The sequence below is a fragment of the Finegoldia magna genome, assembly GCF_002243175.1.
GTDB lineage: Bacteria > Bacillota > Clostridia > Tissierellales > Peptoniphilaceae > Finegoldia > Finegoldia magna_J.
The window spans coordinates 60245-75946 of the sequence record NZ_NDYF01000013.1; the positions used below are offsets into that span (position 1 = coordinate 60245).

Annotated in this window: 11 protein-coding genes; 4 read left to right on the forward strand and 7 right to left on the reverse strand. The window is 32.7% G+C overall.

The window, feature by feature from the left end; genetic code table 11:
• Positions 1 to 53: 53 nt before the first annotated feature.
• The 6 genes from B9N53_RS05440 to B9N53_RS05465 form a co-directional block, all read right to left on the reverse strand.
• Positions 54 to 2393 carry a cell wall-binding repeat-containing protein gene (locus tag B9N53_RS05440; protein WP_094204030.1) on the reverse strand — a complete coding sequence of 780 codons (2340 nt, stop codon included), beginning with the start codon at positions 2391 to 2393 and terminating at the stop codon, positions 54 to 56.
• Positions 2393 to 3508 (reverse strand): YibE/F family protein, encoded by a 1116-nt coding sequence (locus B9N53_RS05445; protein ID WP_094204031.1) that lies wholly within the window; start codon positions 3506 to 3508, stop codon positions 2393 to 2395. Before B9N53_RS05445 ends, B9N53_RS05440 begins: the two co-directional genes overlap by 1 nt.
• 102 nt (positions 3509 to 3610) lie before the next feature.
• A complete protein-coding gene (locus tag B9N53_RS05450; protein WP_094204032.1) occupies positions 3611 to 4750 on the reverse strand; it encodes a YibE/F family protein in 1140 nt (379 codons plus the stop codon).
• 110 nt (positions 4751 to 4860) lie between these two features.
• Positions 4861 to 6600 (reverse strand): NADH-dependent [FeFe] hydrogenase, group A6, encoded by a 1740-nt coding sequence (locus B9N53_RS05455; protein ID WP_094204033.1) that lies wholly within the window; start codon positions 6598 to 6600, stop codon positions 4861 to 4863.
• A 9-nt stretch (positions 6601 to 6609) separates the two neighbouring features.
• The gene (locus B9N53_RS05460; protein WP_094204034.1) at positions 6610 to 8190 is read right to left on the reverse strand and encodes an NADH-ubiquinone oxidoreductase-F iron-sulfur binding region domain-containing protein; all 1581 of its coding nucleotides are present in this window, start codon (positions 8188 to 8190) and stop codon (positions 6610 to 6612) included.
• Positions 8190 to 8657 (reverse strand): complex I 24 kDa subunit family protein, encoded by a 468-nt coding sequence (locus tag B9N53_RS05465; RefSeq protein WP_094204035.1) that lies wholly within the window; start codon positions 8655 to 8657, stop codon positions 8190 to 8192. Before B9N53_RS05465 ends, B9N53_RS05460 begins: the two co-directional genes overlap by 1 nt.
• Before the next feature lie 185 nt (positions 8658 to 8842).
• Between B9N53_RS05465 and hydE the strand changes: the two genes are divergently transcribed.
• The 3 genes from hydE to hydF are packed head-to-tail and all read left to right on the forward strand — an operon-like array spanning position 8843 to position 12408.
• A complete protein-coding gene (hydE, locus tag B9N53_RS05470; protein ID WP_158520788.1) occupies positions 8843 to 9874 on the forward strand; it encodes a [FeFe] hydrogenase H-cluster radical SAM maturase HydE in 1032 nt (343 codons plus the stop codon).
• A gap of 1 nt (position 9875) precedes the next feature.
• Positions 9876 to 11282 carry a [FeFe] hydrogenase H-cluster radical SAM maturase HydG gene (gene hydG, locus B9N53_RS05475; RefSeq protein WP_094204037.1) on the forward strand — a complete coding sequence of 469 codons (1407 nt, stop codon included), beginning with the start codon at positions 9876 to 9878 and terminating at the stop codon, positions 11280 to 11282.
• Positions 11257 to 12408, forward strand: a complete 1152-nt coding sequence (gene hydF / locus B9N53_RS05480; RefSeq protein ID WP_094204038.1) for a [FeFe] hydrogenase H-cluster maturation GTPase HydF — start codon at positions 11257 to 11259, stop codon at positions 12406 to 12408. The genes hydG and hydF overlap by 26 nt, the downstream gene beginning before the upstream one ends.
• A 28-nt stretch (positions 12409 to 12436) precedes the next feature.
• Here hydF and B9N53_RS05485 read toward each other — a convergent pair whose 3' ends face one another.
• A complete protein-coding gene (locus tag B9N53_RS05485) occupies positions 12437 to 14011 on the reverse strand; it encodes an ATP-binding cassette domain-containing protein (RefSeq protein ID WP_094204039.1) in 1575 nt (524 codons plus the stop codon).
• 222 nt (positions 14012 to 14233) lie between these two features.
• On the opposite strand from B9N53_RS05485, the gene B9N53_RS05490 reads away from it, so the two are divergent.
• Positions 14234 to 15676, forward strand: coding sequence for a threonine synthase (locus tag B9N53_RS05490; protein WP_094204040.1), 1443 nt, complete (start codon positions 14234 to 14236; stop codon positions 15674 to 15676).
• The last annotated feature ends 26 nt before the right edge of the window (positions 15677 to 15702 follow it).

Genomic DNA, 15702 nt, shown 5'->3' on the forward strand with positions numbered 1-15702 from the left:
ATATCCCCTCAATAAAAATTGAGAGGATACCTAAAATTTAGAAGTTTATGGGATTACTTTATGATACTTGTTAATTGATTAATTACATCTTCAGATACTGATTTTTCTCCACCAATTACATAAGATTTGTTGAATTTAGTATCTTTGATGAATTGTTCTGTTTTTTGTCCTAATTTGTCTTTGTTAGTAAGAAGGATTGCTCCTTTTTGTTTTGCTGAGAATGGTGCTGCAACTAATGCATCTGCAAAGTTTTCGCCACTTGCTACTACAACAACTTCTTTTGCTCCAGAATATTTTGCAAGAAGAATACTTGTTTCGTATCTGTCAGCTCCGCCAATTCTGTTAACTGTAGCATTGGAGATTTTTTTGATGTTAGCTTTTGTGCTTTCAGATACTGATTTTTCTCCACCAGCTATGTTTATTAATGATGCTTTTGATGATTTGATAACATCTTCAACTGATTTGTCGATAGCGTTAACTCTTACTAAAAGTATTGGAGCTTTATCTTTTTCAGCAGCGTTGTTAAGTGATAATGCATCGGCATAATTTTCTCCACTTGCGATTTCTAATGTTGTTGTCTTACCGTCGATAAGTTTAGATGCGATTTGTGCACTTGTTTTGTATCTATCAGCTCCAGAAAGTCTATTTACTTTAAAGTTTCTCTTTTCTAATTCTTTTTTCAATCCTTCATCGACAGATTTTTCTCCACCGATAATAGTGATTTCTTTTGATTTTAATCTGGCTATTTCACTCATAACTTCTTTACTGATTGAATTAGAAGATACATACAACAAAGATGCGTTGTTTGCTTTTGCAAATGGAGCAGCAGTCAAAACGTCAGAATAATTATCTTGGTTAGCTAATACGACTTTGTTAGTTCCTTCTTTGAACATTTTTTTAGAAACTTCGATAGCTGTTTGTACTCTGTTTTCTCCAGAAATTCTTTGAACATTTTCATTTGTAGTGTCTGCAGTTGATTTTTCGATTTCAACTTGATCGACAACTTTTAATGAGTCTGTTTCATAAGTTGTAGCCACGATTGACTTGTCAGTCACTTTAACTTCTGTGAAGTTTGGTTTGTAATGTTGGTCTCTAACTGCCATGTAGTCTTTGAATTCTACCAAATCATAGTGTTTTGAACCTGATGCAGAGTTTGCAGTTAAATATAATTGTCCTTTTGGATTTACGTATTTTGATGGAACTTTTCCTTCTTCTTTTGATTTGTCAGTAAAGTTTCTTTCACTTTCAATAGCTATTCCACCATCCATCATACGACTTCTAGTGTATACGTGGTCGTGACCTGCTACTATTAAATCAATACCGTATTGTTTCATCAATGCTGGATATTCTGCTCTTCTTTTGATGATATCGTCATCATTTGCATGAGTTGCTGCAGAATAAATAGCGTGGTGGAAGCCAACTACTTTCCATTTGATGTTTTGATTTTTTGTCATTTCAATTGCTTTTTCAATTGTAGCTTTGTGTTCAGCAGTATTCATATTGTTAGAATTTAATTGAATAAATAGCGTATTATTGTACACAAAGTAATAGTTCGATCCTGCTTCTGTTGCTCCTTCAGCTTGAACATTAGGAAGTGCAAAGTGTTGTGAATAAGAATTTGCTTGTGAATCGTGGTTACCAATTAACGTTGCAAATGTAATTCCTTTTGCATTTTCTCTTTCAATATATCCACTGTATTCTAATTCTGATTTAGAAGTGTATTCATTGATTTGGTCACCCAAGCTGTACAAGAAACTCATTTGTGGAACTTGTTTTTTGATAGTTCCCAATGCTTTTTCCCATTTGTCTCTGTCTGCGTAGAATTTACCAGCACCGATTTGAGGGTCCCCTGCTAATACAAATGTAAAGTCACCTTTTGGTTGAGTTGTAAATTCGAAAACTTGAGATTTTTTTCCATTACCATTGTAAACTCTGTACATGTATTTAGTGTTTGGTTTCAAGTTTTTGATGTTTACTTGAGAGTTTGACATATCTTTAAGTTCATACAAATCTTTCAAAGCTTGATCTTTCATATCTTTTTCGATTTTTACTTTTTCGTTTGATTTGTCATTGATATCAAATGTTGTGTTCTTATCAGAAGTTACAGCTTTGATTTTCGTTGCATTTGAAAAATCTTTTTGATCATTTGCTTCTACGATTTCCAAATAACCTTGTTCTTTGCTCTTGCTGTACCAAGTGAAGTTTCTTTCACTTTGATCTTTACCAATTGTCAAGATTGGAAATCTTATTTGAGATTCATCTTGAGTTTGTGTTGCTGTTGTACTAATATCATTTTTTCCATTAGTTTCAGCGAATGTAGTTGTGTATGTAGCTGTTGTTGCTATTGAAAATACCATACCCAATGCTAATAACGCTTTTGCCGCTTTGTTCATTAATTTTCCTCCTTAAGATTATATATAATTGATGAAAATAATGATGTCACCGGCACCATTATAATCACAACGACCGTACCTATCAGCCCTTTTGTGATTTCAACAGAAAAGAAATCCGAATTTACAAGCTGATTAAAACTTACTCCATGCGATATCAAAACCATAATCGTCACTAGAGATGATCCAATAAACGCAAACACCAAAGTGTTTACCATTGTTCCAATAATATCTTTGCCTATATTCATTCCACTTTCAAAAAGCTTCCTGCTATCCAAATCTGTATTTAATGATTTAATTTCTTTCAAAGAAGATGAAATCGACACGCTAACATCCATCGAAGCGCCGAGAGATGCTATGGAAACTGCGGAGAATAATAAATTTTCAATTCTAAGTCCCCAAGTTTTTCCTATCAAAATCAAAGTTTCTACATTTTCCATATTGTGTCCAGAAACATACAAAACTTTTCCAATGATTTTGACCATTATCGCCGCTATCAAAAACGACGTTCCTATCGAAATCATATTTACCAAAGTCATTTTTGTGTATCCATACAAAACCACTAGAGAATAAACTGCACACAAAATGACCGTTATAATCGTAATCAAAATATTGTTGTATCCATTCATCAAAAGTGCCACATCAAAAAATAAAATTATGTAAATACTTACAAACAACGCTATCGCACTTTTGATTCCTTTTATTCCAGCAATTACAGCCAAAAATATTACAAATAATGCTATAATTACAAAAATTCTTATACTTCTATCGTAGTTATACACGGAATAGTAATAATCATCAGTTGAACCTGAATTTTGATTTTGAATTAGAATAACATTACTTCCTTTGTGAACTTTAATGCTGTGTGTATTCACAAGTTCGTTATCCAACTCCACAACTTTTCCAGTTTTTAAAATCTTAGCCTTAATCTTCTGAACACCGACAGGTTTAGAATTGTCTGGATAATCTAGCGATTCATCCACAACTTCCACAACCTTCGCCCTCAGATATTCCACTCCCTTGTAATTAATCAAGCTTTCATTTACATCTAGCTTTCTATTCAAAAAGAAAATTCCTATCAATAGCAAGATTAAAATTACATTAACAATTTTCTTCAATATTTCATCACCAAATACATTGTACGATTAAAATATTAAATTTATGTTTTTCAAAGTTAATAAATTGTAAAAATTTGTTAAAAAAACATTAAAAAAAGCATATCATTTGATATGCTTAATAAAACTATTCTCATTGTATATTTTCGATGCAAAAAAAGAAGTCACTGGAACCATTATAATCACAACGCTTATTCCGATTAATGCTTTCGTAATTTCCACCGCAAAAAAATCAGAACTTACAACTCTATTAAAAGTATTTGTCCCATGCAAAATAAAAATCATTATGCTCACAAGTGATGATCCAATAAATGCAAATACTAATGTGTTGACCATTGTTCCTATAATATCTCTGCCAATACTCATCCCACTCTTAAATAATTTTTTGCTCGATACATCTTTGTTTAATGACTGAATTTCTCTTAATGCAGAAGCTATAGATACGCTTACATCCATTGACGCTCCCAAAGCTGAAATAGCAACAGTGGAAAACAGTAAATTTTCAATATTTAATTTCCATACCTTTCCTATTACTAGTATCAATTCACCAACATTTTCCAGATTATACCCCGAAATATTGAGTCCGATACTCATTAGCTTAACCAAAATACTCACAAATACAAATGATACCGAAACTGAAATCATGTTAATCAAACTCATTTTAGAATAACCATATAAAATCAATGTCGAAAAAATAGTACACAAAATTACAGTTAATATAGTAATCAAAACATTATTATATCCATTCATGATAAGCGAAATATCGAAAAACAAAATTATGTATATACTAATCACAAGAGCAATCGTACTTTTTATTCCTCTACTTCCCGCAACAATTGCTATGAAAATTATAAATAACCCCATCCATAAGATTGTACTAAAACTTCTATCGTAGTTATACATTCTATAAAAAGTTTCAGAATTATGATTAGGATTCCTGCTCTTCGCCAAAATCACCTTATCGTTCTTTTTTACTAAAACACTATGAGATGCTTCTAATTTGTTCTCCACATCCACAATCTCTCCGGTTTTTCTGATTTTCGCTTTGATGTTTTGTATTCCTACAGGTTTTGAATTGTAAGGATAATCCAGCGTTTCATCTACAATATCTACTACAGTAGCTCTTACATAATCAAGTTCAATTCCATCATAACTTACCAAATGATCATTATTTCCCCATTTTAAATTTATTACAAAAATCAAGACCAAAATTAGTCCCAAAAATATATTACAAATTTTCTTCAATTATTCACCAACTCCATCTATATATAATACTACAAAAGAGCTTGTTTGATAATTGGTTTCAATAAAAAAGTTCCTCAGCAATCGCCAAAGAACTTTTATCTATTATTGAATTAATATTTTTCTCTTGAAGAATATTCTGTGTGAAGCAAATGATGCGCTTTTTCTGAACCAGGAGCATCCAAATACTCATCGTAAATCTTTTTGATAGATTTATTTTCGTATGATCTTCTGATTGGTTTGTCCCTATCTTCTTTGTGAATAGCATTCATTCTCTTTTCTAATTTCGAAACATTTCCTCTAAGAAGAGGTTGACCAGCTCCACCTATACATCCACCAGGACAAGCCATGATTTCTATAATGTCGTAGTGAGCTTTTCCATCTCTGATGCTTTCCAAAAGCCTTCTAGCATTTGCGAGTCCACTTGCAACAGCAACTTTAACTTCTTTTCCTAAAATTTCTATTCTGGATTCTTTAATGCCTCTCATTTCTTTAAGTTCTTTGAACTCTAATTGTTCAAGGTCATCACCAGTTAACATATTGTAAGCAGTTCTCACAGCAGCTTCCAACACACCACCACTTGATCCGAAAATTACACCTGCGCCAGATGATTCTCCTAGTGGATCATCAAATTCAGAATCTTCTAAGTTTGGAAAATCTAGTGAATATTCTTTAATCATATGAGCCAATTCTCTTGTACTGATTACATAATCTACATCAGAAATATCTTCAGTCAAACCAAGTTCTGGTCTTGCAGATTCATATTTTTTCGCAACGCAAGGCATTACAGAAACTACTACTATATTTCTTGGATCAACGCCAATTTTTTCTGCAAAATATGTTTTGGCAACTGAACCAAACATTTCGTGTGGTGATTTACAAGTAGATGGAATATTCAACATATCTGGGAAATTGTGTTCGATAAATTTAACCCAGCTTGGACAACAACTTGTAAGTATTGGTAAATTCTCTTGTTTTTTGAATCTATCTACAAATTCGTAAGCTTCTTCCATAGTTGTCAAATCAGCGGCAAAATCTGTATCAAAAACATAATCGAATCCGATTTTTCTTAGCGCAGTAACCATTTTGCCTGTAACTACACTTCCAACTTCCATTCCAAATTCTTCTCCCAGAGCAACTCTAACCGCTGGAGCTGTTTGAACCAAAACGACTTTTTCTTCGTCATTCAGTGCTTTGTAAACTTTTCTTACATTGTTTACTTCTGTCAACGCACCAGTTGGACACACTGACAAACATTGTCCACAAAATACGCAGTTAGTATCAATCATTGGTTTGTGATATTGAGTTCCTACAACTGTTTCAAAACCTCTATCAATTGAAGTTAATGTTCCAACTGATTGCACATTTGTACACATAGTTTCGCATCTTTTACACAAAATACATTTGTTAGGATCACGAATTATTGAAAAAGAACTTGTATCTGGTTCGAATATTTTTCTCTCACCTTTAAATCTGATGTCTTTTATATTTGCCAATACTGCCAAATCTTGTAATTCGCAGTTACCATTTCTCTCACAAACCAAACAATCTGTTGGGTGATTTGACAAAAGAAGTTCGATATTAGTTCTTCTTGTTCTGATAACTCTTGGAGTATCAGTTCTGATTTCCATTTTATCTTTAACTAAAGTATTACACGCTGGAACTAATTTGTGATTGTGAGCTAACTCCACCATACAAACTCTACAATTCGCTTCTGAATTTACAAATCCCAATGAATGCATATCCAAATGACATAAAGTAGGAATGTGTATATTTATTTTTTCACAAGCTTGAAGTATCGTAGTGCCTTCTTTTACTTGAACATCTACATCATTAATTTTAATATTTAACATATTCCCCTCCTACATTTTAACGATTGCATGAACAGGACATGCGCTACGACAATTATCGCATTTAATACAAACATCTGTGTCGATATGATGCATTTCTCTTCTTTCGCCAGAAATTGCATTAACTGGACATTGTTTCTTACATAATCCACAGCCAACACATTTTTCTGTAATTGTGTATTGTAATAAATCTTTACACACTGATGCACGACATTTTTTATCGACAATGTGTTCCTTGTATTCATCCATGAAATATTTCATAGAACTAATAACAGGAGTAGTCGCAGTTTTTCCCAAACCACACAAACTAGAATCCGTAATTACAGAACACAAATCGTCAAGCAAATCCAAATCTTCTAATTCGCCTTGACCAGATGTGATTCTTTCAAGAATTTCAAGCACTCTTTTGTTACCAATTCTACATGGAGTACATTTTCCACATGATTCATCAACAGTAAATTTCATGAAGAATTTTGCAATGTCGACCATACAGTCAGTTTCATCCATTACAACCATTCCTCCTGAACCCATGATTGAACCAATTCTTGCAAGAGAAATAAAATCAACTTTTGTATCGAAAAGTTCTTCTGGAATACAACCACCAGATGGTCCTCCAGTTTGAACAGCTTTTACTTTTTTATTGTCAGGAATTCCTCCACCGATATCAAAAACTATTTCGTTGATTGTCATACCCATTGGAACTTCTACAAGTCCAGCATTATTTACCTTACCAACCAATGCGAAAACTTTTGTTCCTGGAGAATCTTCCGTACCGATTGATTTGAACCAGTCAGCTCCGTTATTAATTATCGAAGCAATATTTGCAAATGTTTCAACGTTGTTAAGTACAGTTGGTTTTCTGAACAAACCTTTTTCAGTAGTTCTAAAAACTTTCGCTTGAGGCATTCCTCTTTTACCTTCAATTGATTGAATTAGTGCAGTACCTTCACCACACACAAATGCTCCAGCTCCAAGTCTTATTTTCAAATCAAAACTAAAGTCAGAGCCTAATATGTTATCTCCTAAAAGATTGTATTTTTTTGCATCATCAATCGCTTTATTCAAAGCAGCTACCGCTTTTGGATATTCTGCTCTTATGTAAACATAACCCTTGTCTGCGCCGATTGCTTTCGCACAGATAGCCATCGCTTCAATTACGCTGTGAGGGTCTCCTTCTAGAATCGATCTGTCCATGTATGCACCTGGATCGCCTTCGTCTGCGTTACAGATTACATATTTTTGATCAGATTCTACACGCATTGCACCTTCCCATTTTCTTCCTGTTGGGAAACCTGCTCCACCTCTACCTCTCAAATTAGAATCTTTTACTATGTCGATTATTTCTTGATTACTAAGTTCAAAAATGGATTTTTCTAAAGCTTTGTATCCACCCATCACTATGTATTCTTCGATACTTTCAGGATCGATTATCCCGTAATTTTTTAAAGCGATTCTAGTTTGTTTTTGGAAAAAATCACCTTTTTTAGTTATTTTTTCGCCATCAACTACAAAATTATCATCATTTTTAATTCTATCGTAAAATTTCGAAGAATTTTCTTTTATAATTTGATCAATTACATTAGTCTTTTCCATTACGACTCCTTAACATTTGATAAAATTTCAGCTACATCTTCAAGCTTAACATTTTTATACACTGTATCGTTGACAGTAACCACAGGCGCCGATGCACAATCTCCTACGCATCTCGTCTCAACTAAAGAAAAAATCAAATCATCTGTAGTGTCGCCTACTTCTATTCCCAATCTCTTGGAAAATTCATCCAACAAATTTTCAGCGCCTTTTACATAACAAGCTGTACCCATGCACACAGAAATCGCGTACTTTCCTTTTGGCTTCAAGGTAAATCTTGAGTAAAAAGTGATTACACCGTAAATACTAGCTGGTGTAATATCAAATTCTTCTGAAATTTTTCCCACAACTTCTTGTGGAATATAACCGTATTTATCTTGAACTTTATGCAAAACTTCAATCAAATCGGTCTTGTCTTTCCCCTTTAGAAAACAACTTATATCAAATTTGTTTTCGCAACAATTACACATATTGCCCCCTTATTTTTATTGTTAACTTCATCATAGCAAAGTATGCAAATGTTGTCAATCAAAAATTTTTTAATTATTAAATTGATACTACATAAATAAAATTTGACATTTACTTGCATTAATAATAATATAATATTGAAAATTTTTGCTAGATATTTTTTTTGATAATTGGAGAGATACAAGGCTTGGAGCTATTAGAAAAATTAAAAAACAATGACAAATTAACAATACAAGAATTTGAATATTTGATACAAAACAGAAATGATTTGTATGATAATTTTGCAAACGAAGCTTTAAAAATAAGAAAACATTATTACAAAACCGACGTTTATTTCAGAGCGTTGGTGGAGATAAGTTCATTCTGCAAAAATGATTGCTTCTATTGTGGACTCAGACATTCTAACAAAAACGCTCACCGTTACAGATTATCCAAAGAAGAAATAATGAAATCCGTAGAGAACTCATACCAGACTGGCTTCAGGACATTCGTACTTCAAGGCGGTGAAGATTCTGAAATCACTGATGAATTTTTGATAGATTTAATAAAAGAAATCAAATCAAAATATTCTGATGCAGCGGTAACACTTTCTTTAGGCGAGAGAGATTTTTCTTCCTACGCAAAATTAAAAAACGCTGGAGCTGATAGATATTTGCTTCGTCACGAAACAAATGATGACAATCACTATTCTAAGCTTCATCCCAAATCAATGAGCCTTCGTCACAGAAAGGACTGCCTTAGAAAACTAAAAAGTCTTCATTTTCAAACTGGTTGCGGAATGATGGTAGGCTCTCCCTTCCAGACTGATTTAACATTGGCAAAGGACTTGTATTTTATCCAAGAACTTCAGCCGGAAATGGTAGGAATTGGTCCATTTATTCCCGCTGACAATACTCCATTTGAAAATTATCAGCATGGTGATTTGGATTTGACGTATTTTCTTTTGGCGATGATAAGGTTAATCGACCACAAGGCTCTTATTCCAATCACAACAGCACTTTCAACTTTGGACAAGGACTCAATTAAAAAAGGTTTGAGTGTTGGAGGGAATGTTTTAATGCCGAATGTTTCTCCTGTTGAAAACAGGAAAAATTATTCGATATACAACGATAAAAAAGATTTCGAAATTCAAATATCTGGCAATTTTGAAAAATTAAAAGAAAAAATCAAAGCACTTGGTTTTAACCCAAATATGAGTATAGGAAATTATGGTGAATAAAATGTACGATAAAAAAAGCGATAAAGCTGTCGAATTTATATCTAATGAAGAAATTTTGAGATGCTTGGATGAATCTAAGAAACAAAAACCATTGGAATTTTACATGGATATTGTCGAAAAAGCAAAACAGGAAAAAGGATTAACTCACGAAGAAGTTGCTTACTTAATTAATTGCAATAATGATGAAGTGTGGGACGAGATTTTCAAATTAGCAAACAAAATCAAAAACGATTATTACGGAAATAGAATTGTTCTGTTCGCGCCATTATACTTATCAAACTACTGCATAAACGGCTGTACATATTGTCCTTATCACGCTAAGAACAAAACTATTCCAAGAAAAAAACTTACACAAGAAGAAATCAAAAAAGAAACTATCGCTCTTATGGATATGGGCCACAAAAGACTTGCTCTTGAAATGGGAGAAGACGACCGAATAAATACTATGGATTATTTATTGGAAAGTATCAATACAATTTATTCCATCAAACACGAAAACGGATCCATAAGACGTGTCAATGTAAATATCGCAGCTACAACTGTTGAAAACTACAGAAAATTAAAAGAAGCTGGAATTGGAACTTACATTTTATTCCAAGAAACATACAACAAAGAAAACTACGAAATCTTGCACCCAACTGGACCAAAACACAACTACGATTATCACACTGAAGCGATGGATCGTGCAATGGAAGGCGGAATTGACGATGTTGGTGTTGGTGTGTTGTTCGGTTTGGATACTTACGATTACGAGCTCGTTGGGCTTATGATGCACAAGGAACATTTGGAAGAAAAATTTGGCGTTGGTCCTCACACAATCAGCGTTCCAAGAATTTGCCCTGCTGATGATATCGACACGAACGATTTTGAAAACGCACTATCAGATGATATTTTCATTAAAATAGTTTCATTGTTGCGAATTGCAGTTCCATACACTGGAATCATCGTCTCCACAAGAGAATCACAAAAAAGCAGAGAAAAAGCATTAAAAGTCGGAGTCAGCCAAATTTCTGGTGGATCTCGTACATCTGTCGGTGGATATTGCGTCGAAGAAGACGAAACTTCACAATTTGACACATCAGACAAGAGAAGCTTAGATGAAGTTGTTAATTGGCTGTTGGATATGGGACACATTCCAAGTTTCTGTACAGCTTGTTACAGAGAAGGAAGAACCGGAGATAGATTCATGTCATTGTGCAAATCAAAACAAATCCTCAATGTCTGCGGTCCGAACGCACTACTAACGTTGAAGGAATACTTGATGGATTATGCAAGTGATGACACAAAGAAAAAAGGCGAAGAAATTATCCAAAAAGAATTGGCAAATATTCCAAAAGAAAAAGTTCGCGAAAAAACTAAAGAATATTTACAGGAAATAGAAAATGGCAACAGAGATTTCAGATTCTAACGCTCACAAATCTATGAAAAACAGAATCGTAATCGTCGGCGATACCAACGTTGGAAAGTCTACTTTAATCAACAAAATTTGCAACCAAAATGTTTCGATTACTTCCGACATCAAAGGAACTACCACAGATAACGTGAAGAAAACCATCGAAATCGACGGTATTGGCGCTTGCACAATTGTAGATACCGCAGGACTTAACGACGATACTTTTCTTGGAGAAGATAGAAAATCCAAAACACTCAATGAAATCAAATCTGCTGATTTGATAATCTACGTTACAGATGATGTAACCAAAACAGATATAAATGTAGAGATCAACGAAAATGTCAAAATAATAAAAGTATTCAACGACAAATCATCTGATATGAAAAACTCAGAAATTGCAGAAGTTTTATCAGTAAATGCACTAACTGGAGAAAATGTCGACCTACTATTAAAAAAGATTTCGGAAAATCTCATACCCAAATCGTCATCAATAACTGATGGTTTGGTTGATTACAACGATAAAGTTTTGTTAGTAATGCCACAAGACAAAAGCAGTCCAACAGGAAGATTAATCCTTCCCCAATCTCAAATAATGAAAGAGCTTTCGGACAAGGAATGCTTGGTTTTAAGCACAGGACTAGAAACATTAGAACAATCACTACAAATGATATCAAGTCCAGACCTTGTAATCACAGATTCAAAAGTTTTCAAAGAAGTCGACAATATTTTGGACAAAAAAATAAAACTAACATCATTTTCAATACTTTTCGCAAAAAACAAAGGCGACCTCAATTATTTTATACAATCATTATCAGTGCTTGATAATTTGACAGATGATGCGAAAATATTGATAACAGAAGCATGTACTCACTCACCAAAGGAAGAAGACATCGGAAGAGTAAAAATCCCATCTCTAATTCACAAAATCAATCCAAATGTTACAATTGATTTCGTGAGAGGAGAAGATTTCTTCAACGTAGCTGACAAATACGATTTGATAATTCATTGCGGTGGTTGTATGCAAAACAAAATGTATATGCAAAGCAAAACAAATTTCGCAAAATCACACCAAATACCAATGACAAATTACGGAATAGTTCTAGCGAAAATGAATAAAATATTAGACAGAGTCACATATTAAAACGAGCTGAATTAAATCAGCTCGTTTCTTATTTTACTTGCATTGTCTTGTTGCAATATTTTTGAACTTTTTTATCGTGGCTAATTATGAACACGATTTTATTGTCGATATCTTTAATAAAATTGGAGAAGAAATCTTCTTGTGATTCTGAATCCAAGTTACTAGTTATTTCGTCAAAAATATAAACATCGGCATCTCTCATAAGACTTCTAACGATGGATACTCTTTGTTTTTCTCCTCCAGACAAGTTTTCTCCGTTTGCCAAAATTTCTGAATCCAAGTTTTTATTCTTCAACACAGGCTTCAAAACATCCATAGACAATATTTTTTCATCGATAGATTTGTCTTTGACTGTATCCACCAAAATATTTTCCCTCAAACTTGCTGGAATAATAAGTGGATTTTGTGGAACGTATGCGACCTTCTCTCTTAATTCATCCAAAGATAATGAATTGACGTCCTTTTCGTTTATGAATATTCCATCAACATCTCTAATATTCAACAGCGAACGTAGAAGTGTACTTTTACCAGCGCCACTTTTTGCATCTATGTATACAATATCTGAAGGATAAAATTCTTCATTAATTTCAAATTTGAACTCAGTATCCAAAATTTTTACAACTGGATTTTCAAATTTAACTTTGCTAATTGTATTTTCAATTGCAACACCATTTTTGTTTTCCAAATTATCTAAAATATTTTCCTTATAAAATCCAGAATCCACTTTCAAATTAGTTAAATCGATGTTCACTCCATTTAATGAATACAACGAATCGAAAAACACATTAATAACCAAAGTAAACACAACGATTGAGTATAACTTAGCGTTTCCTATCGTAACATTGTAACTTATCCAGATTAAAATAGCATTTTGGACAAGTTCATTGAACATTCTAATACTACTGCTTGCTGCACCAGCGAATTGGTTGACGCTTTTGTGTGCTTCAAAAATCTCAACGATTTTCTTATTCATAAGATTATCAAAGCCATCAAATTTGGAATATTGCTTCAAGAAATCTGGATTGCTGTAAATATTGTTAAAATCTTGGTAGTTTTTCGAAGTAATCGCTGATAATGAAACACATTTTTCGGATAATTTTTTATTGATTAATTTAAATCCAAAAAATGTAAATGGTATTATCGCCAGTAAAATCAAACCATAATAAATATTTTGAATTGAAACAAAAATCAAAGATCCAATGATTATCAAAATGGAACTAACCATTGTATTTACATCGTCAATTAAAAAACTGTAAATGGAATTGGTCAACTTCGAAATCTTCGTAATCAGTGAATTGTTTCCCAAATTTATCATAGTATCGTACTTCACGTGAAATAAATCCTGCATAAAATTGCCCAAATTTTCTGAATTCACATTCACTGCTACTTTTTCTTTTAAAAGAATCAGCCCTATTTGAATAAAATAATTTAAAACCATTATTCCAAACAATAAGTACAAATCACTTCTTTGAATGTTGGTAATATCTCTGAAAATTTTATTACTTAAAAATGGTACTGACAACGTCGCCACAACCATAATTAAACTCATAATCAAAGATACTGCCATAAACTTGATGTTCTTTTTAAGAATTACTTTTATCATAATGTCCTCTCTCCTTCTCTTTATAATTCTTACCCAAAGCGATAATCAATTCTAGTAATTAGAAAACGCTTTACTATTATTATACTCTTCAAAAAAAAATAAACAATAGTTATAAGCTTCTCGTTATATTTTTGGTATTTTTTACTCAAATTTTGTCAAAATTTAAAAAGATTAACTTAAATCTCATAAAATGATATAATTAGAATAATATTAGGAGGAAATATGAAATTTATTAGCACTAGGGATAATTCAATAACTATCGATTCTCAAGAAGTAATCTTCAATTGTATAAATGATGATATTTACGTTCCTTTTAATTTAGATAATTTGTACGATATTGATGTGCTTAGAGATATGACATATAACGAACTTGCGATATATATTTTGAAGCATTTTTTGACTGATATTGACGAAGATTCGATAGTTAGCATTGTGAATAACGCTTACGACGGAGATGAACCTAATGTTTTCTTGAGAAAAACAAATGATAGATGCTACGTCGAACTTTTCAACAACAAAAGTCTGTCTTATAGGGATTTGTCATTGAGTATTATCTCTAAATTTATAGATATTAATTTAAATAATAATGAAGATGTGAAAAACCTATACTTGTTCACTGCTTCTACTGATATTTCTGTATCTACGATTGAGAATTTCAAAAAGATGAACACAAAAGTTTTCGTGTTTTATCCAAATAATATTTCGGATATCGAAAAATCAAAATTATTATCCACGCTATCCGACAATGTTTGCGCAATTGGCGTGAATGGTGATTTTTATGAATGCAAAAAATTAGTGGACAGTTTGATAAATGATTCTGATATCAAAGACTTGATTGCACAAAAAGAATCCGTGATTTCTACGTGCAATTCTCTGAATATAATCAGAGTTCTCACTCAAGTTATTTATTATTTTTACAGTTATGTGACTATGGTAAAATACGGAGAGATAGAAGCTGGAAAAAGAATCAACGTTAGTATTCCTACGGAAAATTTTGGCAACATAATGGCTTGTTTCTACGCAAAAAGAATGGGACTTCCTATTAATAAAATAATTTGCGCGACAAAAAGTCCACTATCTTTCAAAAAATTCTTGGATACGGGAGAATTTGTCTACGACGAAGTTTTTGGCGAAGAGTCCACATCATTTGAGAGATTGGTCTTGGCAAATATCGAAAGATTACTGCATCATTTGATCAATAATCAAGATAGAATAAGAGAGATTTACACTGATTTTAGAGAAAACAATAAGTTTACTTTGTATCCAGAAGAACTTGAAAAACTAAGTTGTATTGAAACGTACAGCATGACAAGTGATGAAGCCAGTCAGAAAATTTTGAGATTATTTTTGGAATGTCAGTATCCATTATCCCCTCAAACTGCAATGGCTTCTCTTGCCTACGACAAATACGTCATCGATTCTTATGATTACACGCCTTCGATAATTATGGCTACAACTTCTCCATATTCATCGACAGATAAGCTTTTGAAATCATTCGGATACAATGAAGATTTGGATATAAATATGGCTTTGGAAAAGTTAAACTCTTTTATCAAATCGCCTATTCCCGATAATTTGCAAAACATCAAAAAAATTGACACTACGATTTTCGATTCAACAGAAATCAAAGATATAGTTTACAAGATAATACAAGAAATGAATTAAGCGGCGTAATTTTACGCTGCTTTTTT